Source organism: Microbacterium sp. NPDC055442 (assembly GCF_053644215.1).
This window is the reverse complement of sequence record NZ_JBSHLF010000002.1, coordinates 201,885-226,869: the sequence shown is the minus strand read 5'-3', so window position 1 is coordinate 226,869 and position 24,985 is coordinate 201,885. Positions and strand designations below refer to the sequence as shown.

Here is a 24,985-nt window from a genome sequence, read left to right as displayed (position 1 = left end):
ACGCGCGATCTGCCGGCGCGCTGCCGCGAACGACGATACCGTAGGATTCAATGGTGACTGAGCTCGACCAGCCCGTTGGGGCACCCGCATCCGCACCTCGTCGTGTCGTCGTGGCAGAGGATGAATCGCTCATCCGCCTCGACATCGTCGAGATCCTCCGCGACAACGGCTTCGACGTCGTCGGCGAGGCGGGCGACGGCGAGACCGCCGTTCAGCTCGCCACCGAGCTGCGCCCGGATCTGGTGATCATGGATGTGAAGATGCCGCAGCTCGACGGCATCTCGGCCGCCGAGAAGCTCAGCAAGAACCACATCGCGCCCGTCGTGCTCCTGACGGCCTTCAGCCAGAAGGAGCTCGTCGAGCGCGCGAGCGAGGCCGGCGCCCTCGCGTACGTCGTGAAGCCGTTCACGCCGAACGACCTGCTGCCGGCCATCGAGATCGCCCTCGCCCGCTACGAGCAGATCATCACGCTCGAAGCCGAGGTCGCCGACATGGTCGAGCGCTTCGAGACCCGCAAGCTCGTCGACCGGGCGAAGGGCCTGCTCAACGAGAAGATGGGTCTGTCCGAGCCCGAGGCCTTCCGCTGGATCCAGAAAGCCTCGATGGATCGCCGCCTCACGATGCAGGACGTCGCGAAGGCCATCATCGAGCAGCTCGCGCCCAAGAAGGACTGACGCCGCATTCTGCCTGACGTCGCGGCGCGCGTCGAGCCGTCGCATCCGCTCGCGGAAGTCGGCAGAGTCGACGGATGGATACCGCACTGTTCACCGGATTCGCCGCCGGCTACGTGCTGCTGCTCGCCTGGGGCATCGCCCTCGGGGTGCGGCACGGCTGGCTGACACCGGCGAACCTGCCGCTTCTCGTCCTGGGCGGCCTCGTCTACGACAACACCGTGATCGCCGCCGGGGCCGCGATCGGCGAGGGCGCGCTTCTCGAGGGGCTCAGCGCCGGACGGTTCTGGGTGCACGCGTTCGTGACGCCCCTGCTCGTCGTCTGGTCATGGCACGCCGTGCGGCGCGCCGGTCAGCCGTGGGCGCGCACGCGCATCGCGGCCGTCGTGGCGGTCGTCATCACCGCGGCGCTGATCGTGTTCGAGATCGTCACGGTGCTCGCGGGTCTGACCCTGGAACCCGGAACCGAGTACGGGGTGCTCAGCTATTCCGACGCGGATGCCGCCGGCCCGCCGATCATGGTGCTCTTCGTCGCCGCGGCGCTCATCCTGGCGGGGTTCTTCGTCTGGCGCCGTCAAGGGTGGATCTGGCTCCTGGTCGGCGCCGTCATCATGACGGTGGGAAGCGCCGTCCCGATCCCGCTCGACAGCGGGGCCGTCACGAACGCGTTCGAACTCGCGCTGCTCGTCTCGATCCTCGCGACGAAGGCCCGCCAGGACCGGTTCGAGGCGAAGCAGAAGCGGGATGCCGCGGCTCAGGCCTGAGGTCGCTCGGTGATCATGTTGGTGATGCGCACGGTCGAGCATCGCCGGCCCTGATCGTCGGTGACGACGATCTCATGGACGGTCATCGACCGGCCGAGGTGGATCGGCGTGCACACGCCCGTGACGACTCCGCTCGTCGCCGCGCGCGTGTGGGTCGCGTTGACATCGATGCCCAGGGCGAGACGGCCGGGGCCGGCGTGCAGATTCGCCGCCATCGAGCCGAGCGATTCGCCGAGAACGACATAGGCGCCGCCGTGCATGAGCCCGACGGGTTGCGTGTTGCCCTCGACCGGCATCGTGGCCACGCAGCGCTGCACCGAGAACTCGGTGAACTCCATGCCCATCTTCTCGGCGAGGGCGCCGCCCCCGTGTGCGGTGAGCCACTCGTGCGCGTCGACAGCGGCGGGGGAGGAGACGGGCTCTGGCATGGGTCTCGCTTTCGGACGCTGTCGCACCTCGCGTCTACGCTGGGAGGGTGACGGACTCCGCAAAGCCTACTCTTCTCGTCGTCGACGGCCATTCGCTCGCGTACCGGGCGTTCTTCGCTCTTCCGGTCGACAACTTCACGACGAAGGACGGCCAGCACACCAACGGGATCTACGGGTTCCTGGCGATGCTGGTCAACCTCATCAAGGCTGAGAAGCCGACGCACCTCGCGGTCGCGTTCGACACGTCGCGCCAATCGTTCCGCACCCGCGAGTACGCGGAGTACAAGGCGAACCGGTCCGAGAGCCCGGCCGAGTTCAAGGGCCAGATCCCCCTGCTGCAGGACTGCCTCGCGGCGATGCGCATCCCCGTGCTCTTCCAGGAAGACATCGAGGCCGACGACATTCTCGCGACGCTCGCGACGCAGGGCGCTGAAGCGGGCTTCTCGGTGCTCGTGTGCTCGGGCGACCGCGACACGATCCAGCTCGTCACCGACGACGTCACGCTGCTCTATCCCAACGTGCAGGGCGTCTCGCAGCTCAAGCGCTACGACCGTGACGCCGTCATCGAGCGCTACGGCGTGCCTCCCGAGCAGTACCCCGACGTCGCGGCCCTCGTCGGTGAGACGAGCGACAACCTGCCCGGCGTACCCAAGGTGGGCGAGAAGACGGCGGTGAAGTGGCTCACGCAGTTCGGCTCGCTCGATGCGCTGCTCGACGGAGCCGACACGATCAAGGGGGTCGTCGGCGGCAACCTGCGCGACAACATCGACGCCGTGCGCCGCAACCGCGCGCTCAACCGGCTGCTGCGCGACGTCGAGCTCCCCGTCGGCCCCGCTGATCTCGAAGTGCAGCCGATCGACGCCCAGGCCGTGCGTGACATCTTCGCGAGGCTCGAGTTCCGCACGCTCCTGCCGCGCGTCTTCGAGGCAGCAGGTGAGCAGGCCACGGCATCCGCAACGACCCCGGCACCCGAGATGCCGCCCGTGCGCGAGCTGTCCGCTGCAGACCTGGCGGCGTGGCTGGCAGACAAAGAAGGCGCCGTCGGTGTGACCGTCACGACCGAGGGCGGGCTGCCGCATCGCATCGGGCTCGCGCGCGCCGACGAGGTCGTCGAGGTGTCGTGGTCTCCCGACGTCGCCGCGGCGGTCGCGCCGTGGCTGGCCGATGCCGACGACGCCGTCTACGCCGACGCGAAGCCGCAGGTCAAGGCGCTGCGCCGCGCGGGTCTTGCCGTCGGCAATCTCGCCTTCGACGTCATCCTCGCCGGATGGCTGCTGCGCCCCAGCTTTCCCGACAAGAAGCTCGCCGATCTCGTCGACCGCTACCTCGGCGAGAAGCTTCCCGAGGCCGACCCCACCCAGCTCGTCCCCGAGACCGAGGGGGCCACGCCCGGGCAGCTGTCGTGGTTCATCCTGCGTGTCGCCGAGGCGCTGCGGGCCGAGCTTCCCGCGCCGGTCACCCGCGTGCTCGACGAGATCGAATTGCCGACGCTGCTGACCCTCGCCGACATGGAACTCGCCGGCGTCGCCGTGTCGCACGACAACCTCTCCTCGTTCTCCGCCGAACTGGCCGCACGCGCCGACGCGATCGCGCAGGAGGCGTATGCGACGATCGGCCGCGAAGTGAACCTCGGTTCACCCAAGCAGCTGCAGGAGGTGCTCTTCGAAGAGCTGCAGCTGCCGAAGACCCGCAAGACGAAGACCGGCTATTCGACGGATGCCGCTGTGCTGGCCGATCTGCAGGAGAGCAATCCGCACCCCTTCCTCGGTCAACTGCTGCAGCACCGCGAAGCGACGAAGCTGCGACAGATCATCGAATCGCTCGACGCCGCCATCGGCGACGACGGGCGGATCCGCACGACGTATCTGCAGACCGGCAGCCAGACGGGGCGTCTGTCGAGCACCGACCCTAACCTGCAGAACATTCCGATCCGCACCGAAGAGAGCCGGCGCATCCGTTCGGCGTTCCAGGTCGGCACCGGCTACGACACCCTGCTGACGGCGGACTACTCGCAGATCGAGATGCGCATCATGGCGCACCTGTCCGAAGATCCCGGGCTCATCGAGGCGTTCAATTCGGGGGAGGACCTGCACCGCTTCGTCGGCGCACGCGTCTTCTCGGTCGACCCCGCCGACGTGACACCTCAGATGCGCACGAAGGTCAAGGCCATGTCGTACGGACTCGTCTACGGTCTGTCGGCGTTCGGCCTGTCGAAGCAGCTGAGGATCGATCAGTCCGAGGCGAAGCAGCTCATGATGGAGTACTTCGCCCGCTTCGGCGCCGTGCGCGACTATCTGCGCTCGTCGGTCGAGCAGGCGCGCATCGACGGCTACACCGAGACGATCTTCGGCCGCCGTCGACCGTTCCCCGACCTGGCGAGCCCCAACCGGGTGTTGCGCGAGAACGCCGAACGCGCCGCGCTCAATGCACCGATTCAGGGCAGCGCCGCCGACATCATGAAGGTCGCACTGTTCCGCATCCACGAAGAGTTCCATGCCGAGGGTCTGACCTCGCGCGTGCTGCTGCAGATCCACGACGAGCTCGTCGTCGAGGTCGCCCCGGGGGAGTGGGATGCCGCTGAACGCGTCGTCCGCGAGCGTATGGGGGATGCTGCGCAGCTGTCCGTGCCCCTCGATGTGCAGATCGGCCGGGGCGGGGACTGGAACGAGGCCGGCCACTAGCACGACCGCTCGCTCAACGACAGATCTGCCCTTCATTGCGAGCGTCATTGCGGAGGGCATCCACCTCTTGCTCCTCCCCTCGAAACCATCACGAAGGCTGCGCACGGGACGCGCCCATCGTTCACCCTGTTCGCAGCAGTTCCCATTTTGATCTTGCTCGCCAATTGTGGAGGTCGCTAGTCTCAACCGCATCGCCCAGTCAGCTACGCCGAACGGGAATCTGATGCGAAAACTCATTCTCGCGGGGGTTGGCATGGCACTTGGAGGATTCGTCATTGGCACTCTGGCCGTGAGTGCGGTGACCGAGCCCACAGTGGATCACGTGCCAAAGCCCCATAGAACCTCGGCGTCGCAACCGATCGACCGCACATATGACGCTCCCACGCCTGCCGTGAGCGCAATCCCAGGAGCGATCGGCACCAACGAAGGTGGACAATCGTATGGGCAGTGAGGCGAGGCTGAGGGACTCGTTCTTGTTGAAGCGATCGCAACCAACGGACAGATCGGGTACGTCTACACAGCTGACCTCGCTGCACCTCGGATGGACGAGGAACTAACCCCCGAGGAGGCCGCAAAACTGCAGCCAACGACCCGCATGATCCCCGTCTATTTGACAGATGGCGTCACGCAAGTAGGCGAGTTCAAGGTCGGTGGCGCGATCGTGGGCGAGGGAGAATCCGATGAGAAGTGACCGCACCATGAATGATCGTGCCAGACGACGAGTGGGCGTCGGGCTTGGAGTGACTCTGCTTGCCGGACTGATAGTCGGGTTGGGAAGTGGCGCCGCCCACGCCATTACATACTCCAGTTGGCAAACGTTCGGTAGCCCCACTTCGTATCAGGCAAGGGCCTACACCACTAACACAGGAAGCACAGCATACGGGGGAGTGCACGTCAAGCGTACGACGGGCGCATCGTCCCCGACAGGACAACTGGGTGCGGATGCCGGGCTGGTGCGAGGGACAGCGCTGTGCTCCTTCACCAACGCTGTCTACAACGGGTCACCCGTCATTTTGCATATTGTGACGGTTAGTGGGAACTGCGGCGCTGGCAACTACCGCACGTCGGGGACGGGACTCGGCTATCAAGCTTCGGGCTCATACTCGCTCAAGGCTATTCCCTGGACTCCTTACCAGACGGTTCCGTAGAATAGGCGTCCAGCGTGCCGACTGGCGGAGTCGGGCAATACCCTGGCGCCAAAGACCAAGGATTGCGCCCGCACTAGGCTCGATGCCATGACCGACACTGCACGCACCCCCACCCCGATCGACGAGATCGCCGACGCGTGGGTGGACGCCTACGCCGAGCTCGACCCGTCGGTCGCGACCTACATCGGCCGGTTCGAACACAACGGCCGACTCGCCGACTTCTCACCCGCCGGCCACGAGGCCCGTGTCGAGGCGACGCGGGCAACGCTCGCGGAACTGCGCCGCACCGAGCCGTCCGACGAGATCGACGCCGTCACGAAAGAAGACCTCGCGCGCGAGCTCGAACTCGACCTCGAGCTGCACGAGGCGCGGCAGCACCTGCGCGACGTCAACGTCATCGCCTCGCCCGTGCAGGACATCCGCTCGACGTTCGACCTCATGCCGACCGAGACGACCGAGGACTGGGCGACGATCGCGACGCGGCTCGGCGCCGTGCCCGCCGCGATCGACGGGTACATCGAGACGCTGCGCACCGGCATCGCCGAGGGGGTCGTGCCCGCGCGTCGCCAGGTCGTCGAGTGCGTGACCCAGATCGCGCGCTACACGGCCGACAACGGGTTCTTCGCGGAGTTCGCCGCCGAGGCGGCCCCGGCGGACGGGCAGCTTCCCGCGTCGCTCGCGCGCGAGATCGCCGACGGGGCGGGCGCCGCGCGCGTCGCCTACGATGCCCTCGCCCACTTCTTCTCGACCGAGCTCGCGCCGGCCGCGACCGAGAAGGACGCCGTGGGTCGCGAGCTCTACGCCCTCAACTCGCGTCGGTTCCTCGGGGCGACGATCGATCTCGACGAGACCTACGAGTGGGGGATTCAAGAGCTCGCCCGCATGGTGGCCGAGCAGACCGCGATCGCGAACGAGATCGCCCCCGGTGCATCCGTCGAAGAGGCCGTCGCCCTGCTCGAGCAGGACCCGTCGCGCAAGCTCTACGGCACCGAGGCGCTGCAGACCTGGATGCAACAGACGAGCGACCGCGCCGTCGACGAGCTCGGGCGCACGCATTTCGACATCGCCGAGCCGATCCGCCGTCTCGAGTGCATGATCGCACCGACGAAGGAAGGCGGGATCTACTACACGGGTCCGACCGATGACTTCTCGCGCCCCGGCCGCATGTGGTGGTCGGTGCCCGAGGGCGTCACCGAGTTCGACACGTGGCGCGAGCTGACGACGGTCTATCACGAGGGCGTTCCCGGCCACCACCTGCAGATCGCGCAGGCGGTCTACAACCGTGCGCAGCTCAACTCGTGGCGCCGCCTGCTCGCGGGCACGAGCGGCCACGCCGAGGGCTGGGCACTGTACGCCGAGCGCCTCATGCAGGAGCTCGGCTATCTCGACGACCCCGCCGACCGGCTCGGCATGCTCGACGGCCAGCGCATGCGCGCCGCCCGCGTCGTGCTCGACATCGGCGTGCACCTCGAGAAGCCGCGGCTCGACGGGCAGCGCACATGGGACCACGACTACGCGCTCGACTTCATGCGCAGCAACGTCAACATGCCCGACGAGTTCGTGCAGTTCGAGGTCAACCGCTATCTGGGCTGGCCCGGGCAGGCACCGTCGTACAAGGTCGGTCAGCGCATCTGGGAGCAGCTGCGCGACGACGTGCGCACCCGCCAAGGCGACGCGTTCGACATCAAGGCGTTCCACAAGCGCGCCCTCGACGTCGGCGGTGTGGGGCTGGACACGCTGCGTTCGGCGCTCAGTCGCTGACCATGCCGGACGGATCGTCTCGCAGCAGCCGGATGACCTCGTCGTCGCTCGTCTGGGTGAAGTCGTCGTAGAACGGTCCGACAGCCCAGAACTCGCTCTCGCGATGCGGGCAGACGAACTCGTCGGCGGCAGCATCCGGTCGCCACGTGCGCGGCGCCACGGGAACCGCCACGACGACGTGCGCCGCGCCGCGGGCCTTCGCCGACCGGCAGGCGGCGTTCATCGTCGCTCCCGTCGCGACGCCGTCGTCGACGATGAGCACGGTGCGGTCGGTGAGGTCGAGCGGCGCCGCCCCGAACGCCCGGCTCCGTCGATCGAGCTCGATCCGCTCGCGCGCTTCGACGCTCGCGAGCTGCTCGTCAGTCACGTTTCCGTCCCGCAGGACGTCGTCGTGGACGATGCGAACGCCCTCGGCGATCGCGCCGACGGCGTATTCCTCGCGGTCGGGAGCACCGAGCTTGCGCACGACCGCGACATCGAGGGGGAGCTGGAGTCGCCGCGCGACGACAGCGGCCACGACGACGCCGCCACGCGGGATGCCGAGCACGACCGCATCCGTCCGCGCCCACGTGGTGAGCGCGTCGCTCAGCTGCTCGCCGGCATCGACCCGATCCGCGAAGATGGCCACGCGCCCACTCTACGCCGCGGGAATGCGCCGGCAAGGGGATCGGTTTGCATTCATGTGAATGAAGGAGTGCACGCATGACCACGGATATCCAGTTCGGACTCGACACGTTCGGCGACATCACGACGGATGAGACCGGCGCGCCCGTGTCGGACGCGGAGACGATCCGGCAGGTCGTCGCCCAGGCGGTCCGCGCCGACGAGGTCGGGCTGTCGTTCTTCGGCGTGGGGGAGCACCACCGTCCTGAGTTCGCCGTATCGAGTCCCGAGATCGTGCTCGCGGCGGCAGCATCCGTCACGTCCTCGATCCATCTCGGAACCGCGGTGACGGTGCTCTCGAGCGACGATCCCGTGCGCGTGTACGAGCGGTTCGCGACGCTCGACGCCGTCTCGAACGGACGCGCCGAGGTCATCCTCGGTCGCGGATCGTTCATCGAGTCGTTCCCGCTGTTCGGCTACGACCTGAGCGATTACGAGGTGCTCTTCGACGAGAAGCTCGACCTCTTCTCGCAGCTCATGACCGAAAAGCCGGTGACCTGGAACGGCACGACCCGCGCGGCGCTGCAGGACGCAGACGTCTACCCCAAGACCGAGAACGGCCTCAAGGCATGGGTCGGGGTGGGCGGATCACCCGAGTCCGTCGTTCGCACGGCGCGATACGGCTACGGGCTCATGCTCGCCATCATCGGCGGACCGGCGGGACGCTTCCGCCCGTTCGTCGACCTGTACCACCGCTCGCTCGCATCGTTCGGCCGCGAGACGCTGCCGATCGGCGTGCACTCGCCGGGACACGTCGCCGAAACCGACCAGCAGGCGTGGGACGAGGCCTACCCGGGCTTCGAATCCCTCAACAACACCATCGGGCGCGAGCGCGGGTGGCCCGCCTACAACCGACTGCGATTCCAGCACGACGTCGGACCGGAGGGCGCCGTGTACGCCGGCTCACCCGAGACGGTGGCGCGGAAGATCGCCGACACGGTGCGCACGCTCGGCGTGCAGCGCTTCGACATGAAGTTCTCGACGGGAACGCTGTCGCACGAGAAGATGATGCGCTCGATCGAGCTGTACGGATCGAAAGTCGTCCCGCTCGTGCGCGACATGCTGTCGTGAGGCGTGCGCGGCATCCGTAGCATGACGATATGACCGATGCCGCCACGATCCCCGAGCGTCTCGACGCACTGCCGTTCACGAAGCGTCACCTGCGCGTGCTCACCGGGTCGGGGCTCGGCTGGGCGCTGGATGCGATGGACGTCGGCCTCATCTCGTTCGTCATCGCGGCGTTGGCCGCGCAGTGGTCGCTGCAGCCGGGCGAGACGGCGTGGATCGCGTCGGTGGGTTTCATCGGCATGGCGATCGGGGCGAGTGTCGGCGGCCTGCTCGCCGATCGATTCGGGCGCCGCCAGGTCTTCGCCGCGACGCTGCTCGTCTACGGCCTCGCGACGGGGGCGAGCGCGCTCGTCGGGGGTCTGGCCGCGCTGCTCGTGCTGCGATTCCTCGTCGGACTCGGACTCGGCGCGGAGCTGCCCGTCGCATCGACCTACGTGAGCGAGTTCGCCCCGGCGCGCATGCGCGGGCGGCTCATCGTGATCCTCGAGGCGTTCTGGGCCGTGGGGTGGACTGCGGCGGCGCTCATCGGCTTCCTCGTGATCCCCGGCTCGGATGACGGCTGGCGCTGGGCGTTCGCGCTCGGCGCCATCCCCGCGGCCTACGCCATCATCGTGCGGTGGGGGCTCCCTGAGTCGGCGCGGTGGCTCAACCGGCGCGGAAAGCACGCGCGTGCGGAGGAGATCGTGCGCTCCTTCGAGCGCTCCGCCGGCGTCGCCTCACCGACCGTCACCCTCAGCGTCGTGGACGCCCCTGTCGCGACCTCGCTCTCGTCGCGTCTCGGGGCGCTCTGGGCGCGGGAGTTCCGCGTGCGGACCCTCAGCCTGTGGGTCGTGTGGTTCTGCGTGAACTTCTCGTACTACGGCGCCTTCATCTGGATTCCGTCGATCCTCGTCTCGCAGGGCTACGACCTCGTGCGCTCGTTCGGGTTCACCCTCATCATCACGCTCGCGCAGCTGCCCGGCTATGCCGTGGCCGCGTGGCTCATCGAGGTGTGGGGTCGCCGGGCGACCCTGTCGGTGTTCCTCGTGGGCTCGGCCACCGCGGCGGTCTTCTTCGGCACGGCGACGACCGAGGGTGCCGTGATCGCGGCGGGCATGGCGCTGTCGTTCTTCAACCTCGGCGCGTGGGGAGCGCTCTACGCCGTGACACCCGAGATGTACCCGACGTCGCTGCGCGCGACCGGATCGGGATGGGCCGCCGGCGTCGGGCGAATCGCGTCGATCATCGCGCCGCTGAGCGTGCCGCCGCTGCTCCTCGCGGGCGGGGCGCCGCTGCTCTTCGTGCTGTTCGCGGTGTTCTTCATCGTGGCGGCCGCCGCCGCGTGGGGTCTCGTCGATCGGCGCGGACGCGCACTCGATGACCGGTGAGCGGCCGTACGCTGGTGCGGTGACCTCCGTTCGCTACGTCGCCATCGGCGACTCGTTCACCGAAGGCGTGGGCGACGACCTTCCCGACGGTCGTGTTCGGGGCTGGGCCGACCTCGCAGCTCAAGGGTGGGCGGATGCCGCGGGCCGGCCGATCTCCTACGCCAATCTCGCGATCCGGGGCAAGCTCGTGTGGCCCATCGTCGACGAGCAGCTCGAACCCGCACTCGCCCTGAAGCCGACGCACCTGTCGTTCAACGGCGGAGGCAACGACATGCTGCGCCCGCGCACGAGCATGGCGCACGTGCTGTCGGCCTTCGACAGGGTCATCCGCCGGTGCGACGAGGAGGGCGTGCGGCTGATCCTGCTGTCGGGCGCGAACCCGTCCGGACAGCTGCCGCTGCGGCGGGTCATCCAGCGGCGCGGTGATGTGCTGTCGGCCGCTGTCGTCGCGCACATCGCCGATCGACGCGACATCGTCCGGGCCCTCAACTGGCCCGACCTCGAGCTGTCCACGGCGCCGTACTGGTCGGAGGACCGGCTGCACATGAATTCGCGCGGGCACCACCGGGTCGCCGCGCGCGTGCTCACGGCGCTCGGCTTCGAGCCGCCCCAGGAGTGGTGGTCGCTGCCCACCGCCGCGGCGACGGGGGCACGCGGCGCGGCCTATTATCGCGAGCACGTCGGCCCGTGGCTGCGGCGCCGCCTCTCGGGCACCTCGTCGGGCGACGGCCGCGAGCCGAAGTTCGGCGCCTGGACCGAGGTCGCCCCGTCGCCGGGCTGAGGGTCATCGAGGTTCCTCCGTGGGGCGCACCCGCCGCACGGAGTAGGTGAGTTCGGCGAACGCACCGGCCTGACGGACGGCGACGAGCTCGAGCACGTCGGCGCCCAGGGCACGCGGCAGCAGCGGCTTGCCCGACCGCAGCGTCGCAGGAGCGACCGAGAGCCGGACCTCATCGAGCAACCCGGCGTCGGCGAACTGCCCCGCGAGGTCGCCGCCCCCGACGATCCAGACGTCGCGGTCGCCCGCCGACTCGACGATCGCCGGCCAGGATTCCCGCACATCGCCGGACGCGAAGCGCACATCAGCCCCGGGAATCGACGGCAGATCGCGAGTCGTGAACACCCAAGTCGGTCTCGTGCCGTAATATGCGGGCCACTTCTCGGGGTGCGCGACCAGATCTTCGTGCTGCACGACCCACTCGTAGGTCGATGACCCCTGCACGAGCACGCCGATGCCGTCGAGGAACCACTGGAAATCGGCATCGCCGCCCTCGCCGCCGGGCGCCGCGAAGAGCCAGTCGAGCGAGTCGTCGTCGGTGGCGATGAAGCCGTTGAGCGTGGTCGCGGTGGAGAAGATGGCGCGTGTCATGGCGGACACGTTAGCGCCCGCCGCCGACACGAGACCGCGCCCTAATCGACCGGCGGACGGCCTGTCAAGCGGTTGGCGTGAGGTGCGGCATCCCGGACGATCGGTCGAGAACGGAACACGTCACGCGTTCCGGGAGGGAGAATCATGAGCATCGGTGCCGGAGTACTGCTGTTCGTCGTCGGCGCGATCCTCGCGTTCGCCGTCAACGTCGAGGTGGAGTGGGTGAATCTCGACCTCATCGGCTACATCCTGATGGGAGCGGGCGCGCTCGTGTTCATCATCGGGCTGATTCTGCTGGCCCGTCGCCGGCAGACCGACTCCGTGACCCGCACCTCGGTCGATCCCACCGTGGGCGAGCAGGTCACGCGTCGGACGACGCGGGCCGACGACGACGTGATCTGACCCGCCGTTCATCCGGCGTCGGAGAAGACGACGACACGGTCGCCGTCGAGGACGAACTGCAGGGCGCTGCCCTCGGGAAACCGCTCCCGCAGTTCGTCGGGCAGGCCCGCATCTACCGGGAACTGCAGCGTCGCGGGAAAGGCGCCCGTGCCGCAGCCCGAGAACATGCCGCCCTGCGGGTACTCGGCGCCCGTCTCGATGTCCTCGGTGAACACCACGAGCAGGCATTCCTGCTCGACGCCGCCGGCGAAGTACCCGCCCCTGGGGCGCAGCGGGGTGAGGCCGTAGAAGTCGTCGTAGCCGGCTGAGCCCGTACCGGCGACCCCGACGAACTCGGGCCAGTCGAAATCGTCGATCGCGTGCAGCGTCGCGACCTGCCGCACGCTGCCGCCGCCGAGGGCCGAGATGCCGGAGACCCCGACCGTCGCCGCGACGCCCACCAGCAGCGCGACGACGACGGAGGCGATCCACAGCGCGAGCGTGCGCCGGGGGAGTGACGGCCGGGGAGGGATGTCGTCACCGGGTGCGGACGGCAGGGAGCTCTCCGCAGCAGCCGGTACGACCTCGACGACCGGCGCGTCTTCTCGCGAGGGATCCGTCGTGTCGACGTGCTCGTCCGTATCGGTCCGCCGCTGCGTCGGTCGCGCGAGGCGCTCGAGCTCTTCGAGCCGGTGCTGCGCCGAGGGGTCGACATCGATGTCGGCCTCACGCCCGTAGGCGCGGGCACGCAGCATCCGCAGCTCTTCTCGGGTCGTCTCGTCCATCGCAAGCATCGTCGCACACTGTCGCAGTGCCGCCGCCGCCAGGCACGGTGCCGCTCTCCACCGACGGTCAGTCCGTGGGCGGACGGCGCAGCTTCTTGACGTCGGTGCGGCGCTTCTTCTGCGCCAGGCGCCGCTCCTTCGAGCCTCGCGTCGGCTTCGTCGTCCGTCGCGCACGCGCGGGCGGGCGAACCGCGTCGGCCACGAGCTCTGCCAGCCTCGTGCGCGCGGCATCCCGATTGCGCAGCTGCGCGCGATACTCGGATGCGACGACCGTGACCACGCCGTTGACGAGCCGCCCGCTCAGCCGGTCGAGCACCCGCTCGCGCTGGAGCGGCGAGAGAACGGCTGAGCCGGCGACGTCCCAGACGAGTTCGACCCGGGAGTCGGCGGTGTTGACACCCTGCCCGCCGGGACCGGACGATCGGGAGAAGCGCCACGACAGCTCGGACTCGGGAATCGTGATCCTCGAGTCGACCCGAAGACCGGGGCGGTGAGCGGCGGGCATGGATCCATCATCCCCCTGCCGCGTGGGCACGGTGCCAACGACAGAGGAGAGGGGCGCGCGGGTGCGCACCCCTCCCTTCGGTGTCGGCGTCAGCGCGTGCTGTACGCCGGGTGCCAGGTCGAATCGGTCTCGGTGACGGCGCGGCCGTTGACCACGCCCGAGACAGAGACGTCGGTCGAGTGAGCCGGCACCTGCACGAGGCGCGTGTTCACCGAGACAGCCGCCGTGTTGCCCGGTGCGACCTTCGCGAACGACTTGCCGCCGAAGGCTGTCGTCACGACGACGTCGACCGGAACGTCCGCGTCGTTGGTCACGGCGATGGACACATAGCCCTTGCCGGCGAGAGTGCGCGGGGTGACCTCGACCGTCACGGGGAGCTGCGCCGGTGCGACGGCTGCGCGCCACGGACCCCACTGACCGCTGCCGTTCTTGGCCCTGACGAACACGGACCGGTCGTCGGCGTTGTCGGCGGTCAGGGGGATGCTGCCGGCGAAGCCCACCGTGTGCCCCGTGCCGTCGAGCGTGAGCGGCGCGGTCTCACCGATCGACGCACGGTCGGCGGCGAGCGCCGCCTCGACGGCGACGATGTCGGTGACGGCCGGGCGGCGCTCGGCCGACCGCGGCTCGGCGCCGTAACGGTCATCGCTGGCGACGCCGGTGATCGTGATATCGCCGTTCTCGGCGCGATCAGCCGCGACGTGGTCGATCACCCCGCCCAGGCCCGCGGTGTAGGGCTGGTAGGCGGCTTCGGCCGCATAGCGGATGCCGGGAGCGACCTTGTTCCAGAACTCGTCGACGCGGGTGTAGGACGGGAAGAATCCGCCCGTGCGCGACGTGCCGATCTCGTAGGTGTACGCGGGCACACCGAGCTGCGAGTAGATCCAGTCGATGTCGTTGCCCGAGTTGTTGTAGAGGATCTCACCCGCCTTGCCCGTGGCGAACCCGTTGGCGTACGACTGGCGGAACGCGTTCGCCTTGATCGGTTCGAGGTTCGGAACGGCATCGGTGGCCGAGTAGGCATACGGGTAGATGACGTAGTCGGAGTACGAATGCAGGTTGACGTACGTGCCGGTGCGCGTATCCGGCGCCGCCTGCGTGTTCTCGGCCGTGAACGAGCCGAACAGGTCGGTGAGCAGGCCCGAGAGTGCTTGGATCTCGGGTTCGGAGTGCGGTGCCACACCCGTATAGGTGCCCGCGTTGGGGTTCGAGCTCGTCGAGGCCTCGGCCCAGTGGAAGGCCCAGTTGCGGTTCAGGTCGACACCCGGCTGCTGGCTGCTCCAGCTGTCGCTGGTCGGCGCGAACAGCGTGTCGTTGACGTTCTTGCGCTGCCACGCCTTCGACGTGTTCGGGGGAGTGGCGTCACCGTTGGCATTAACCGGAGAGGTCGCGAGCGCCGTTTCGACGAGCTCGGCACCGTCGGGGTTGTTCTGGAAGTTGATCCAGACCTCGGTGCTGTCCAGCAGTGCCGTGACCTGCGGGTCGGAGCCGTAGCCGTCGAGCAGCTCGGTCGCGTAGCGCCACGCGAGCTCACTCGTGATGACCTCGCGCGCGTGCGCCTGGGCGACGAGCACGAAGCGCGGACGACCTTCCTGCCCGTCCGTCGGCGCGGGCTGGTCGGCGACGTCGGCCGTGAGGCGCACGGCGAGCAGGTCGTTGCCGCCGCGGTCCTGGGTCTTCAGCCACGAGTCTCCGAAGTCGACGAGTTCGGCCACCTCGGGGTAGGCCTCGACGATGTCGTGCGCGAACTCGGTGTACGCATCGACCGTGCGGTATCCGCCGAAGTACGTTTCGTACTCCGTGCCGGAGAGACGCTCGGGAACCGGGTAGTTCGTCGCGGCGACAGCGGAGCGGGCCGCGCGGAAGACGGCTGCAGTGTCGCCGCCGATCGTTGCGGCGTACGGCGCTACGGCGACCGGCGTGACGCCGCGGTCCGCGAGCAGTGCCTCGGTGCTCGCGTCGCCGAGCACGATGAGGCCGTGCGCGTCGGATCCGATGACGTCCAGGTCACCCGCAGCCGCGCTGTCGTCGCCGTCGAGCGTGAAGAGTCGGACGTCGTCGTCCTCGGCGGAGAATGCCGCGCCGGGCGCGATCAGAATGCCGCCGACGGCGAGTGCGGCCGTGGCCGCGAGCGCGGTGACACGGGTGGAGTGGCGTGACATGGGGGAGTCCTTTTCTCGAGTCGCTGCTCAGGGGGAGGAGCGCCCTCGTCACGCTAGGGAGCGCGGCGAAGCCGGCTCAAGGCGCTCGTAACACGGCGATACGCGACGTCTCCGAACGTCATCTTTCGTACGCGGGCGGAGCGGCTGTGCAATTCGGCGAGCAGCGGCAGAGGCCTCGCCGTGATCGGATGCTGCGCACGCGGCCTTTATCGCGCAGCATCCGCATCGTAGTCTCCTCGCATGCGCACGCTCAGGTACTCCATAAACGTCACGCTCGACGGCTGCGTCGACCATCGGGAGGGGGTTCCCGATCCGGAAAGCCACCGCTACGCGACGGACATCATCGCACGTGCCGACGCCCTGATCCTCGGTCGCGTGACCTATCAGATGATGGAGGGTGCCTGGCGGGCCCCGATATCGGACGACATGCCTGAATGGACCCACCCGTTCGCGGAGACGATCGGTGCCGCAGAGAAGTTCGTCGTGTCCTCGTCTCTGACCTCAGTCGACTGGAATGCGCAGCTTCTTCGCGGCGATCTGCGACGGGAAGTACAGCGGCTGAAGGAGATGCCCGGCGAGAGCCTCTACACGGGTGGAGTGACGCTTCCGACGGCATTGGCGGGGTGGGGCCTCATCGACGAGTACGAGTTCATCGTGCTGCCGCGGATCGCGGGACACGGTCCGCGATTGTTCGACGGGCTGCCCGCACCGCTGGATCTCGCGCTCGTGGGTCGCGTGGAGTTCGACTCGGGAGCCGTCGCGCTCACCTACGTCCCGAATCGATGAACGAAAATGACGACCGACGTCATGCGACCATGATGATCGTCCACACGGGGGAGAGGCGGCCGATCAGCCCTTCGCGACGGTGATGCTGGTCGGCGTCGGGTTCGCGAAGAGGTCGAGCACGGGGCAGTGCGCGTCGACGACGTTCTTCAGTTCGTCGTAGCGCTCCTGCGTCTCGGGACCGTCGATGCGGATGTTCAGGCGCACATCGCTGAACCCGGCGCGCACGGTCTCGTCGATGCCGAACAGCCGACGCGCATCGAGGTCGCCCTCGGCGTCGACGCGGATGTCATCGACCTGGATGCCGAGCGCCTGCGCATAGAGGCGGTAGACGACGATCTGGCACGAGATCAGCGCACCGAGGGCGTACTCGACGGGGCTGGCCGCGACGTCGTCGCCAGCCAGCGCTGCGGGCTCGTCGACGACGAACTCATGCTTGCCCGCGCGGATGACGCTCGCAACCGAGCCGGATCCTTCTCCGCTGACACGGTAAGTGAGGCGGGCACTGTTGGCGTCGGCAGCGATGCGTTCGTTCCAGGAGTCAGCGGCGGCGGTGAGCCGTGCGGCACGGTCATCGGCGGTGGTCTGAGCGACGGAGGTGTCGAGAAGAGTCATATCGGTCACGTTAGGTCCGACCAGCGTGAGGAAGCGCGCGATCGGTAACACGAGGTCACAACCGCAGGTTACTGGTGACCCGACGTAATCATGACCGGCCACAGTCAGTACTCGCGGACGGACCATTGGACGATGAGAACCCGCAGCGCGAGTTGCGCGGGAGAGCGCACGCAACGGAAGACGTCATCCGCGTACTGACATAATGTGCATTATCGGCTACATCGCGGAAGCGACATCGGTGCGCGAGAAGTCCTGACTCTTGTAGAGCAGAGGGACGCCCAGATGCCGTGACAACGCGTACGAGAAGCAGTCGCCGAAGGTGAGGCCGGCTTCGTGTCGCCCTTTACCGAAACGACGCCACGCGGCTGATGCCAGCGCAGCCTGAGTGTCGTCGACGGCGATGATAGCCACCAGGCCAGGAAGAAATCCTCGCCCGCGTCGACGCGTCACCGAGTGGGACGCGATTGCAGCCCCGGCTCCTGGCACCCCTACCCTCGAATCATGCTCGACTCGCTGACGGGATTCGTCGTGGTCGGCGTCGCGATCCTGGTCGGCTGGATCCTGGGACGCATAGATCTGCTCGGCGAGCACGCGCGGCCGGTGCTGGCGCGCCTGACGTTCTTCGTCCTGTCGCCGTTCCTGCTGTTCGTCGTGCTCGCACAGGCCGACGTCGCGATGCTCTTCTCCGCCCTGCTGCCCGTCTCGGCCATCGCCGCCCTCGCGGTCATGGCGGTCTACGTCGTGATCGCGCGCCTGACCTGGCGCCGCTCCGTCGGCGAAACCCTCATCGGAGCGCTGAGCGCGGGCCAGGTGAACTCGAACAACATCGGCATCCCGCTCTCGCTGTACCTGCTGGGCAGCGCCGCGTTCCCCGCGCCGGTCATCCTGCTGCAGCTGCTCATCTTCACGCCGATCTCGCTCACGATCCTCGACGCCGTCAGTTCGGGGCGCGCGTCGCTGTGGCGCACGCTCGGGCGCACGGCCGTCAATCCCATCGTGCTGGGCTCGGTGCTGGGCACGCTCGTCTCGGTGAGCGGACTCGAGCTGCCTCCGATCGTGATGGAGCCCGCGATCCTCGTCGCCAACGCCTGCGTGCCGGTGCTGCTCATCAGCTACGGCATCTCGCTGTACGGCCAGCGCGTGCTCGGCGCGTCGGGTCGACGCCGCGACATCGTGCTCGCGACGGCCCTCAAGCTCGTCGTCATGCCCGTCGTCGCCTGGGCGGTGGGCAAGTTCGTCTTCGGCATGCCGGACTTCGACGTGCTCGTCGTCGTCGTTCTGGCCGCTCTTCCGACCGCCCAGAACGTCTTCAACTACTCGCAGCGCTACAACGTCGGCGAGACCATCTCACGCGACACGATCTTCCTCACAACGGTCGGATGCGTGCCCGTCATCCTCCTCGCGACATTCCTCCTCGCGTGACGCGAACGGATGCCACGACACGCCCTGCGTCGCACCGCATCAAACCTTGAAGTCAGGGTCTAGACTTCAGGCGCCCCTATTCCAGGAATCTCCCAGGAAGGACACTCCCATGTCCACGGAAACCCCTGTCGCGAAGTCGGCCGTCAACGGTATTCGCACCGCGCTCGGCCTCGGTGGCCTCCTCGCCGTGATCGCCGGCGTCCTCATCCTCGTCTGGCCCGGTTGGACGGCGTTCGTCGTCGTCGCGATCATCGCCATCTACGCGATCGCCGCGGGCCTCGTCTACGCGGGTCTCGGCATCTTCTCCAAGACGAAGGGCGGATGGTCGCGGGTCGGCCACATCCTGCTCGGCGTGCTGTACATCATCGCCGGCATCGTGGCGCTGCTGAATCTCGCGACCGCCACGGCCTGGTTCGCGTTGTTCCTCGGCCTGTTCGTCGGTATCGCCTGGATCATCGAGGGCATCATCTCGCTCACGACCCTCGCCGACGCCGCATCGAAGGCGTGGACGATCTTCTTCGCGATCCTCAGCATCATCGCGGGCATCGTCCTGCTGTTCTCGCCGCTGTGGGGCTCGATGGTGCTCTGGCTGCTGCTGGGCATCTCGTTCGTGGTGCTGGGAATCGTGCAGGTCATCCGCGCCTTCACCTTCAAGAGCATCGCCTGACACGGCTTCTCGTGTGAACGGTCCTCGGCGCACGCCGGGGACCGTTCGCATTCACCGAGCCGGCAGCATCCGCTCCCACCAGCCGAGCACGGCGCCGAACCGCTCGACCCGATGCCGCGGACGACCCGAACGCGTCAGGTCGTGGTTCTCCCCCGGGAAGATGAGCATTTCGGCCGGTGTCCCCTGACGCTTGAGCGCGGAGTAGTACCGCGTCGCCTGCTCGAGAGGGCACCGGTAGTCAAGTTCGGCGTGCATGACGAGCGTCGGCGTGCGCACGTCGCCCACGACGGCGAGCGGACTCTGCCGGGCGATGTCCGCGGGATCGACGCCGACGTACTCGTCTCCGAAGAACGACCCGATGTCGCTGGTCCCCTGGAATGACGTCGGGTCCAGGAAGCCCCGCTCGACGATGGCGCCCGCGAACCGGTGGTCGTGCGCGATGATCCAGGCGGTCAGATAGCCGCCGTACGATCCGCCCATGATGCCGACGCGCGACGCGTCGAGCCGCGAATCGGCCGCCAGTGCGCCCTCGAAGAAGTCGATGACGTCCTGGTGGTCGACAGTGCCCATCGCGCCCCGGATGCTGCGCCCGTGCGCCCGCCCGTATCCCGCCGAGCCGCGCGGGTTGCTGTACACGACGGCGTAGCCCGCGTCGACGAGCACCTGGGTCTCGTCGAACAGATGCATGCCGTACGCGGCATATGGCCCACCGTGGATCTGCAGGATGACGGGGAACGGCCCCTCCCCCTCGGGCGTCGCGACCCATCCGTGCACGGGCGTGCCGTCGCGACCCTCGACCGTGAGCTCATGCGGCAGCACGATCCCGGATGCCGCGACCGCGGCGCCGAACGCCGTCAGAGGGCGCGCTGGACCATCACCGAGCACGAAGAGCTCGCCGAACGATTGGGGCGTCGCGACAGCCGCGACGATCCGCCCCGCGCCGGCCGCGTGGCCCGCGACGGCGACGTCGCCGCCGAGCATCTCGGATACGTCGCCCGATCGCGTCACGCGAAGCAGCCGCACGCGTCCACGCCTGCGATCCTGCACGAGCAGATCATCGCCGTCGAAGCCGATGTGGCTGCCGACTTCACCGAGGTCGATCGTCTCGGGATCGGTGAGTCGCCGCGGTTCGCGCGCACCGAGCATCCACAGTGCGACCCCCGGAGCGACGAAGTCGACGCCCGACTCCCCCGCGTCCGACGCCAGCACGAACACGGTGCCGTCGGGAGCCACGGCGAGATCGTTGACCGACAGGCCCGTGTCGGGCCTGAGCACATCGCGCGTCGCTTCGCCGGGCGTGAGCGCGACGATGCGCGAGCGCAGATCGCGGCGATCATGCTCGATCTCGTCGACGACCGCGAGGACGCTCTCTCCGCGGAAGACGATCCCGCTGTGAGAGGCCGCGCCCTCGGTCAGCTGCGCGGGCTCCCCGGGGATCATCCGGCGGACCGCAGGCTCTGCGCCGTCGGGCAGCACCGTGGGCGCCGGCTCGTAGAACGGCTCGCTGTCGACCAGGGGCGCCGCGACGATGAAGACGTGCGCCGGCCGATCGGCGAGATAGCCGAGGCCGTTCGCGTGCCAGCGCACGCCCGTGATCCGCCGCGGACTCTCGGCCGCGGCATCCAGCCCCTCGACGGTGCCGTAGCGACCCGGTTCCGGCACGCGCGCCGTGAAGGCCAGTCGCGCGCCGTCGGGCGACCACGCGAACTCCGAGACGCCGAGCGGTGCGTCCGTCGCCTGCACCGGTTCTCCGCCACCTGCCGCGACGACGAAGATCTGCGGCCGGTCATTCTCGTCACCGCGCAGGAACGCGATCCGGGTGTCGTCGGGCGCGAGCGCGGGCGCCGTGTCGGCGACGCCGCGCGTGAGGCGGCGCGGGGTGCCCTGCGGCAGGTCGACCCGCCACAGCTGACCGACGTCGCGATTCGCCTCGATGTCAGGGCGCGAGGTCGCGAAGACCGCGAACGACCCGTCGCGGGCGATGTCGGGCCGACCGACCGCGATGAGCTTGTCGATGTCGGTGGCCCGCATGCTCACTCCTTCGCGAACGAGTCGGTGTCGCCGATGAGCCGCGTGTGGTCATCGGGAAGAGGATCGACCGCCGCCCGGGCGATCTCGGCGGCGAACTCGGACACGTTGTAGAGACGCCCGGCCGACTCGCGACGTGACGAGATCGCGCCCGGGTTGGCCCGCTCGAGCAGCGTCGCGGTGATCGTGCCCTCGATCATGTCGCCCGACACGACGACGAATCCGATGCCCTTCGCCTCGAGTTCGGGGATCCGCGCGCGCAGGGCGTCCTCGCCCGCGCGCTTGGACAGCGCGACCGGCTCGTACTCGGGCATCGTCGGCGTCGTGCGGATGAAGTGCGCCTGGTGGCTCGTGACGAAGACGACGCGCGAGCCTTCGCCGAGCAGCGGCAGCGCGGCATCCAGCACTCGCACCTGCGCGTCACGATTGAGCTGCAGTGCGTAGTCCTCTGCCATGCCCGCCTCCATGCCGCCCGAGGCGTTGAGCACGAGGATGTCGAGGCCTCCGAAGGTGCGCTGCACGGCGGCGAACATCTCGTTCACCGAATCCGTGTCGGTCAGATCCGCACCGACGACGAGAACCTCGACGCCGAGCTCGCGCAGCTGCGTCGCGAGCTTCTCGGCGCGCGGAGCCTTGTTGCGGAAGTTGATGACGACGTTCGCGCCCGCCTCGGCGAGATAGCGCACGGTGTCGGCGCCGATGCCGCGGGAAGAACCCGTCACGAGCGCGGTCTTGCCGCTCAAGGAGCCGGCTTCGAGGATCTGGGACATGGTGCTGCTCCTGGACGGGATGGGGCTGTGGGCGTCGCTCGAAAGGACGTGTCGACCCTATCAACCGGCCCTCGCGCGGCCTCGGGTTGATAGTGTTCCCTCATGCGACCGAGGGGGTGGCGATGCTGCCGGATCTGACGCAGTACCTGTGGATCGCCTGGCTCGTGCTCGCGCTGCTGTTCGTGGTCATCGAGGTGCTCACGCTCGAGTTCACGTTCCTCATGCTCGCGGCCGGAACCCTCATCGGGGGGCTCGGCGTCAACCTGCTCGGCGGGCCCTGGTGGCTGCAGATCGCCCTCGCGGCGGCGCTGTCCGCGCTGCTGCTCTTCACGATCAGGCCGCTGCTGCTCAGACTCCTCCATCGCGGCGCCGATCCGGCGCGCACGAACGTCGACGCCCTGTACGGAATGGGCGCACGCGTCGTCGCACCCTTCGTCGACGGCTTCGGCTCGGTACGACTGGACAACGGCGAGACCTGGACCGCGAAGCTCCCCGACGACGCGTCGGCCCCCCTGGACGTCGGCTCGCGGGCGGTCGTGCTCGCCGTCCTCGGCGCGACCGTCGAGGTCGGTCCTGCGGCATCCCCCTCCCCTATCGAAAGGAACCCCGATGGTTGACCCCGGAGCGTTCATCGGGCAGATCTTCGTGATCGTCCTGCTCGTCGTCCTGGTGATCTTCGTGATCGTGGTGGTCTTCCGCTCGATCCGCATCGTGCCGCAGGCCTACGCGGGCGTCGTCGAACGCCTCGGTCGGTATCAGCGCACCCTGCAGCCGGGCCTCAACCTGCTCGTCCCGTTCGTGGATCGGCTCCGCCCGCTCGTCGACATGCGCGAGCAGGTCGTGTCGTTCCCGCCGCAGCCGGTCATCACCGAGGACAACCTCGTCGTCTCGATCGACACCGTCGTGTACTTCCAGGTGAACGATGCGCGCGCGGCGACCTATGAGATCGCCAACTACCTGAGCGCCGTCGAACAGCTCACGACGACCACGCTGCGCAACGTCGTCGGCGGGTTGAACCTCGAAGAGGCCCTCACGAGCCGCGACAACATCAACGGGCAGCTGCGCGTCGTCCTCGACGAGGCGACCGGCAAATGGGGCCTGCGCGTCAACCGCGTCGAGCTCAAGGCGATCGACCCGCCGCACTCGATCCAGGACTCGATGGAGAAGCAGATGCGCGCCGAGCGCGAGCGTCGCGCCACGATCCTCACGGCCGAAGGATCGAAGCAGTCGCAGATCCTCGAGGCCGAAGGCCGGCGTCAGGCCGAGATCCTCAGCGCCGAGGGCGACAAGCAGGCCGCTGTCCTGCGCGCCCAGGGTGAGGCCGAAGCCATCGAGATGGTCTTCGACGCGATCCACGCCGGCGCGCCCGACGAGAAGCTCCTGGCCTACCAGTACCTCCAGACGCTGCCCAAGATCGCCGAGAGCTCGTCGAGCAAGCTCTGGATCATCCCCAGCGAGCTCACCGAGGCGCTCAAGGGCATCGGCAACGCGTTCGGCGGACGAGCGGATGCTGCGACACCGCGGCCGCGCACGACCCGGTCGACGACGTCGAGCGCGAGCGATGCGGCATCGGCCGCCGTCGCCGCCGCACGCGAGGCCGCCTCGGCGGCCGACGACATCGCCTCGGAAGCCCGATCCCCCGAGATGCCCACCCGCCGGCCGGCGGACGAGTGACGTGACGGCGAGCCGGCACCCGTTCCTCGCCGGCGTGCGGCCCCGCGTGCTGGCGCATCGCGGGCTCGTGACGCCCGAGAGCGCCGCCCTGGGTGTCGCCGAGAACTCCTTCGCTGCCGTCGCCGCCGCCCATGCGGCCGGCGTCGACATCGTCGAATCGGACTGCCACGTCACTCGCGACGGCGTCGTCGTGCTGTTCCACGACGACGACCTGCTTCGGGTGACGGGCGACCCGCGCAAGATCGCGGACGTCACATCGATCGAGCTCGAGACGATCATGTCCGAGCGCGGCGGACTCGTCACGCTCGCGCAGGCGCTGGACGCCTTCCCCACCGTCAGGTTCAACCTCGATGTCAAGGCCGAAGCCGCCGCCGAACCGATGGGCGCGGCGATAGCGCCGCATGCCGACCGTGTGCTCGTGGCGAGCTTCTCAGACGCCCGTCGCCGGCGCGTGCTCGCCGCGATCGCCGCTGCCGGAGGCGACACCATGCCGGCGACCTCTGCCGGCCGCGAGACGATCACACGGGTCGTGGCAGGGGTGCGCCTGCGCGCGCGCGCCGTCGTCTCGCGCAGCCTGCGCGGCATCGACGCCCTGCAGGTGCCGGAGCAGCACGGGCGCGTGCGCATCGTGACGCCCCGCTTCATCGAGGCCGCGCACCGGCTCGGTGTGGAGGTGCACGTGTGGACCGTGAACGACCCCGACGCGATGATCCGCCTGGTCGATCTGGGCGTCGACGGCATCGTCACCGACCGCGCCGACATCGCTCTGGACGTCCTCGCCTGAGCGTCTCTGAGGCACCCGCTGAGCATCCACTGTGAAAGGCTCCCCGAAGGCCTCCGTTCGGATGATCCACCCAGGTCAGGACGTTAGACCTGATATCCGTCGAGAGGACCACACACCATGGCAGATCGCAGCCTGCGCGGCATTCGCCTCGGCGCCCAGAGCCTACAGAGCGAAGAGGGCGTCGTCTTTCATGAGCGCGCACAGCACGCCTACGCGTGCTCGTCGTGCGAGCGTGACACCGTCATGACCTTCGCGGTCGACGCCGAAGTGCCGGATGCCTGGGAATGCCGCCACTGCGGCGCCGAGGCTCTCCGTCGAATCGGCGACACGACCGCCACGGTCGACCGTTCGGGAGAGAAGGTTCCCCGTTCGCACTGGGACATGCTCCTCGAACGACGCACCATCCCCGAACTCGAGGAGCTCCTCGAAGAGCGTCTCGCCTTCATCCGCGCCCGTCGTGGTGCGAGTGAGACGAAGCTCAGCGCCTGAGCT

25 protein-coding genes are annotated in these 24,985 nt (G+C 68.6%); 15 read left to right on the top strand and 10 right to left on the bottom strand.

Annotated elements, in window-relative coordinates; translation table 11 throughout:
- The first annotated feature begins 53 nt into the window (after positions 1-53).
- Both ACWIBS_RS05550 and ACWIBS_RS05545 read left to right on the top strand, forming a co-directional pair.
- On the top strand, positions 54-674 hold the full coding sequence (locus ACWIBS_RS05550) for an ANTAR domain-containing response regulator (protein ID WP_376126045.1): 621 nt from the start codon (positions 54-56) through the stop codon (positions 672-674).
- Positions 675-748: 74 nt separating this feature from the next.
- Positions 749-1,435, top strand: a complete 687-nt coding sequence (locus ACWIBS_RS05545) for a hypothetical protein (RefSeq protein ID WP_376126048.1) — start codon at positions 749-751, stop codon at positions 1,433-1,435.
- Here ACWIBS_RS05545 and ACWIBS_RS05540 read toward each other — a convergent pair.
- A complete protein-coding gene (locus ACWIBS_RS05540) occupies positions 1,426-1,863 on the bottom strand; it encodes a hotdog fold thioesterase (RefSeq protein ID WP_376126051.1) in 438 nt (145 codons plus the stop codon). The genes ACWIBS_RS05545 and ACWIBS_RS05540 overlap by 10 nt on opposite strands.
- A gap of 47 nt (positions 1,864-1,910) precedes the next feature.
- Here ACWIBS_RS05540 and polA point away from each other — a divergent pair, with 47 nt between their 5' ends.
- The gene (gene polA, locus ACWIBS_RS05535) at positions 1,911-4,544 is read left to right on the top strand and encodes a DNA polymerase I (RefSeq protein ID WP_376126054.1); all 2,634 of its coding nucleotides are present in this window, start codon (positions 1,911-1,913) and stop codon (positions 4,542-4,544) included.
- A 1,235-nt stretch (positions 4,545-5,779) separates the two neighbouring features.
- The gene (locus ACWIBS_RS05530) at positions 5,780-7,453 is read left to right on the top strand and encodes a DUF885 domain-containing protein (protein WP_376126057.1); all 1,674 of its coding nucleotides are present in this window, start codon (positions 5,780-5,782) and stop codon (positions 7,451-7,453) included.
- Here the strand turns inward: ACWIBS_RS05530 and ACWIBS_RS05525 are convergent.
- Positions 7,443-8,081: a phosphoribosyltransferase gene (locus ACWIBS_RS05525; protein ID WP_376126060.1), complete on the bottom strand. Its 639-nt coding sequence runs from the start codon at positions 8,079-8,081 to the stop codon at positions 7,443-7,445. The genes ACWIBS_RS05530 and ACWIBS_RS05525 overlap by 11 nt on opposite strands.
- 74 nt (positions 8,082-8,155) lie before the next feature.
- Between ACWIBS_RS05525 and ACWIBS_RS05520 the strand changes: the two genes are divergently transcribed.
- The 3 genes from ACWIBS_RS05520 to ACWIBS_RS05510 are packed head-to-tail and all read left to right on the top strand — an operon-like array spanning position 8,156 to position 11,332.
- Positions 8,156-9,187, top strand: coding sequence for an LLM class flavin-dependent oxidoreductase (locus ACWIBS_RS05520; protein ID WP_376126063.1), 1,032 nt, complete (start codon positions 8,156-8,158; stop codon positions 9,185-9,187).
- A gap of 29 nt (positions 9,188-9,216) precedes the next feature.
- A complete protein-coding gene (locus ACWIBS_RS05515) occupies positions 9,217-10,551 on the top strand; it encodes an MFS transporter (protein WP_376126065.1) in 1,335 nt (444 codons plus the stop codon).
- Positions 10,552-10,570: 19 nt separating this feature from the next.
- Positions 10,571-11,332 carry an SGNH/GDSL hydrolase family protein gene (locus ACWIBS_RS05510; RefSeq protein ID WP_376126068.1) on the top strand — a complete coding sequence of 254 codons (762 nt, stop codon included), beginning with the start codon at positions 10,571-10,573 and terminating at the stop codon, positions 11,330-11,332.
- A gap of 3 nt (positions 11,333-11,335) precedes the next feature.
- On the opposite strand, the gene ACWIBS_RS05505 is transcribed toward ACWIBS_RS05510, so the two are convergent.
- Positions 11,336-11,920 (bottom strand): dihydrofolate reductase family protein, encoded by a 585-nt coding sequence (locus tag ACWIBS_RS05505; RefSeq protein ID WP_376126071.1) that lies wholly within the window; start codon positions 11,918-11,920, stop codon positions 11,336-11,338.
- Between the two features lie 144 nt (positions 11,921-12,064).
- Here ACWIBS_RS05505 and ACWIBS_RS05500 point away from each other — a divergent pair, with 144 nt between their 5' ends.
- Positions 12,065-12,322: a DUF6458 family protein gene (locus ACWIBS_RS05500; RefSeq protein ID WP_376126073.1), complete on the top strand. Its 258-nt coding sequence runs from the start codon at positions 12,065-12,067 to the stop codon at positions 12,320-12,322.
- Positions 12,323-12,330: 8 nt separating this feature from the next.
- Here the strand turns inward: ACWIBS_RS05500 and ACWIBS_RS05495 are convergent, their stop codons facing one another.
- The 3 genes from ACWIBS_RS05495 to ACWIBS_RS05485 form a co-directional block, all read right to left on the bottom strand.
- Positions 12,331-13,086 carry a hypothetical protein gene (locus ACWIBS_RS05495; protein WP_376126076.1) on the bottom strand — a complete coding sequence of 252 codons (756 nt, stop codon included), beginning with the start codon at positions 13,084-13,086 and terminating at the stop codon, positions 12,331-12,333.
- Between the two features lie 67 nt (positions 13,087-13,153).
- Positions 13,154-13,591: an alternative ribosome rescue aminoacyl-tRNA hydrolase ArfB gene (gene arfB / locus ACWIBS_RS05490; RefSeq protein ID WP_376126078.1), complete on the bottom strand. Its 438-nt coding sequence runs from the start codon at positions 13,589-13,591 to the stop codon at positions 13,154-13,156.
- 89 nt (positions 13,592-13,680) lie between these two features.
- Positions 13,681-15,750, bottom strand: a complete 2,070-nt coding sequence (locus ACWIBS_RS05485) for a M14 family zinc carboxypeptidase (protein ID WP_376126081.1) — start codon at positions 15,748-15,750, stop codon at positions 13,681-13,683.
- Positions 15,751-15,990: 240 nt separating this feature from the next.
- Here ACWIBS_RS05485 and ACWIBS_RS05480 point away from each other — a divergent pair, with 240 nt between their 5' ends.
- Positions 15,991-16,536, top strand: coding sequence for a dihydrofolate reductase family protein (locus ACWIBS_RS05480; protein ID WP_376126084.1), 546 nt, complete (start codon positions 15,991-15,993; stop codon positions 16,534-16,536).
- 63 nt (positions 16,537-16,599) lie between these two features.
- On the opposite strand, the gene ACWIBS_RS05475 is transcribed toward ACWIBS_RS05480, so the two are convergent.
- Together ACWIBS_RS05475 and ACWIBS_RS05470 are read right to left on the bottom strand one after the other, a co-directional pair.
- Positions 16,600-17,148: an OsmC family protein gene (locus ACWIBS_RS05475; RefSeq protein WP_376126087.1), complete on the bottom strand. Its 549-nt coding sequence runs from the start codon at positions 17,146-17,148 to the stop codon at positions 16,600-16,602.
- 216 nt (positions 17,149-17,364) lie between these two features.
- Positions 17,365-17,559, bottom strand: a complete 195-nt coding sequence (locus tag ACWIBS_RS05470; RefSeq protein WP_376126089.1) for a type II toxin-antitoxin system VapC family toxin — start codon at positions 17,557-17,559, stop codon at positions 17,365-17,367.
- A gap of 90 nt (positions 17,560-17,649) precedes the next feature.
- Between ACWIBS_RS05470 and ACWIBS_RS05465 the strand changes: the two genes are divergently transcribed.
- Positions 17,650-18,570 (top strand): AEC family transporter, encoded by a 921-nt coding sequence (locus tag ACWIBS_RS05465; RefSeq protein ID WP_376126091.1) that lies wholly within the window; start codon positions 17,650-17,652, stop codon positions 18,568-18,570.
- Positions 18,571-18,679: 109 nt separating this feature from the next.
- Positions 18,680-19,237, top strand: coding sequence for an HdeD family acid-resistance protein (locus ACWIBS_RS05460; RefSeq protein ID WP_376126094.1), 558 nt, complete (start codon positions 18,680-18,682; stop codon positions 19,235-19,237).
- Positions 19,238-19,288: 51 nt separating this feature from the next.
- Here ACWIBS_RS05460 and ACWIBS_RS05455 read toward each other — a convergent pair whose 3' ends face one another.
- Together ACWIBS_RS05455 and ACWIBS_RS05450 are read right to left on the bottom strand one after the other, a co-directional pair.
- The gene (locus tag ACWIBS_RS05455) at positions 19,289-21,268 is read right to left on the bottom strand and encodes a S9 family peptidase (RefSeq protein ID WP_376126097.1); all 1,980 of its coding nucleotides are present in this window, start codon (positions 21,266-21,268) and stop codon (positions 19,289-19,291) included.
- 2 nt (positions 21,269-21,270) lie between these two features.
- Positions 21,271-22,035, bottom strand: coding sequence for an SDR family oxidoreductase (locus ACWIBS_RS05450; RefSeq protein WP_376126100.1), 765 nt, complete (start codon positions 22,033-22,035; stop codon positions 21,271-21,273).
- A gap of 122 nt (positions 22,036-22,157) precedes the next feature.
- Between ACWIBS_RS05450 and ACWIBS_RS05445 the strand changes: the two genes are divergently transcribed.
- From ACWIBS_RS05445 to ACWIBS_RS05430, 4 genes are all read left to right on the top strand, one after another.
- Entirely contained in the window at positions 22,158-22,652 is a 495-nt protein-coding gene (locus tag ACWIBS_RS05445; RefSeq protein ID WP_376126103.1) for an NfeD family protein, read from the top strand.
- Entirely contained in the window at positions 22,645-23,709 is a 1,065-nt protein-coding gene (locus ACWIBS_RS05440; protein ID WP_376126106.1) for an SPFH domain-containing protein, read from the top strand. Before ACWIBS_RS05445 ends, ACWIBS_RS05440 begins: the two co-directional genes overlap by 8 nt.
- A 1-nt stretch (position 23,710) precedes the next feature.
- The gene (locus ACWIBS_RS05435) at positions 23,711-24,493 is read left to right on the top strand and encodes a glycerophosphodiester phosphodiesterase family protein (RefSeq protein WP_376126109.1); all 783 of its coding nucleotides are present in this window, start codon (positions 23,711-23,713) and stop codon (positions 24,491-24,493) included.
- Positions 24,494-24,610: 117 nt separating this feature from the next.
- Positions 24,611-24,982, top strand: coding sequence for an RNA polymerase-binding protein RbpA (locus ACWIBS_RS05430; RefSeq protein WP_376126112.1), 372 nt, complete (start codon positions 24,611-24,613; stop codon positions 24,980-24,982).
- Positions 24,983-24,985 lie beyond the last annotated feature (3 nt).

Excerpts from the sequence above, each read along its gene's own strand:
- ACWIBS_RS05485 (WP_376126081.1), bottom strand. The coding sequence starts at position 15,750 with ATGTCACGCCACTCCACCCGTGTCACCGCGCTCGCGGCCACGGCCGCA.
- ACWIBS_RS05520 (WP_376126063.1), top strand. The coding sequence starts at position 8,156 with ATGACCACGGATATCCAGTTCGGACTCGACACGTTCGGCGACATCACG.
- ACWIBS_RS05500 (WP_376126073.1), top strand. The coding sequence starts at position 12,065 with ATGAGCATCGGTGCCGGAGTACTGCTGTTCGTCGTCGGCGCGATCCTC.
- ACWIBS_RS05450 (WP_376126100.1), bottom strand. The coding sequence starts at position 22,035 with ATGTCCCAGATCCTCGAAGCCGGCTCCTTGAGCGGCAAGACCGCGCTC.
- ACWIBS_RS05440 (WP_376126106.1), top strand. The coding sequence starts at position 22,645 with ATGGTTGACCCCGGAGCGTTCATCGGGCAGATCTTCGTGATCGTCCTG.
- ACWIBS_RS05475 (WP_376126087.1), bottom strand. The coding sequence starts at position 17,148 with ATGACTCTTCTCGACACCTCCGTCGCTCAGACCACCGCCGATGACCGT.
- ACWIBS_RS05465 (WP_376126091.1), top strand. The coding sequence starts at position 17,650 with ATGCTCGACTCGCTGACGGGATTCGTCGTGGTCGGCGTCGCGATCCTG.
- ACWIBS_RS05545 (WP_376126048.1), top strand. The coding sequence starts at position 749 with ATGGATACCGCACTGTTCACCGGATTCGCCGCCGGCTACGTGCTGCTG.
- ACWIBS_RS05540 (WP_376126051.1), bottom strand. The coding sequence starts at position 1,863 with ATGCCAGAGCCCGTCTCCTCCCCCGCCGCTGTCGACGCGCACGAGTGG.
- ACWIBS_RS05495 (WP_376126076.1), bottom strand. The coding sequence starts at position 13,086 with ATGGACGAGACGACCCGAGAAGAGCTGCGGATGCTGCGTGCCCGCGCC.
- ACWIBS_RS05455 (WP_376126097.1), bottom strand. The coding sequence starts at position 21,268 with ATGCGGGCCACCGACATCGACAAGCTCATCGCGGTCGGTCGGCCCGAC.
- ACWIBS_RS05460 (WP_376126094.1), top strand. The coding sequence starts at position 18,680 with ATGTCCACGGAAACCCCTGTCGCGAAGTCGGCCGTCAACGGTATTCGC.
- ACWIBS_RS05505 (WP_376126071.1), bottom strand. The coding sequence starts at position 11,920 with ATGACACGCGCCATCTTCTCCACCGCGACCACGCTCAACGGCTTCATC.
- ACWIBS_RS05515 (WP_376126065.1), top strand. The coding sequence starts at position 9,217 with ATGACCGATGCCGCCACGATCCCCGAGCGTCTCGACGCACTGCCGTTC.
- ACWIBS_RS05445 (WP_376126103.1), top strand. The coding sequence starts at position 22,158 with ATGCTGCCGGATCTGACGCAGTACCTGTGGATCGCCTGGCTCGTGCTC.
- arfB (WP_376126078.1), bottom strand. The coding sequence starts at position 13,591 with ATGCCCGCCGCTCACCGCCCCGGTCTTCGGGTCGACTCGAGGATCACG.
- ACWIBS_RS05480 (WP_376126084.1), top strand. The coding sequence starts at position 15,991 with ATGCGCACGCTCAGGTACTCCATAAACGTCACGCTCGACGGCTGCGTC.
- ACWIBS_RS05530 (WP_376126057.1), top strand. The coding sequence starts at position 5,780 with ATGACCGACACTGCACGCACCCCCACCCCGATCGACGAGATCGCCGAC.
- ACWIBS_RS05430 (WP_376126112.1), top strand. The coding sequence starts at position 24,611 with ATGGCAGATCGCAGCCTGCGCGGCATTCGCCTCGGCGCCCAGAGCCTA.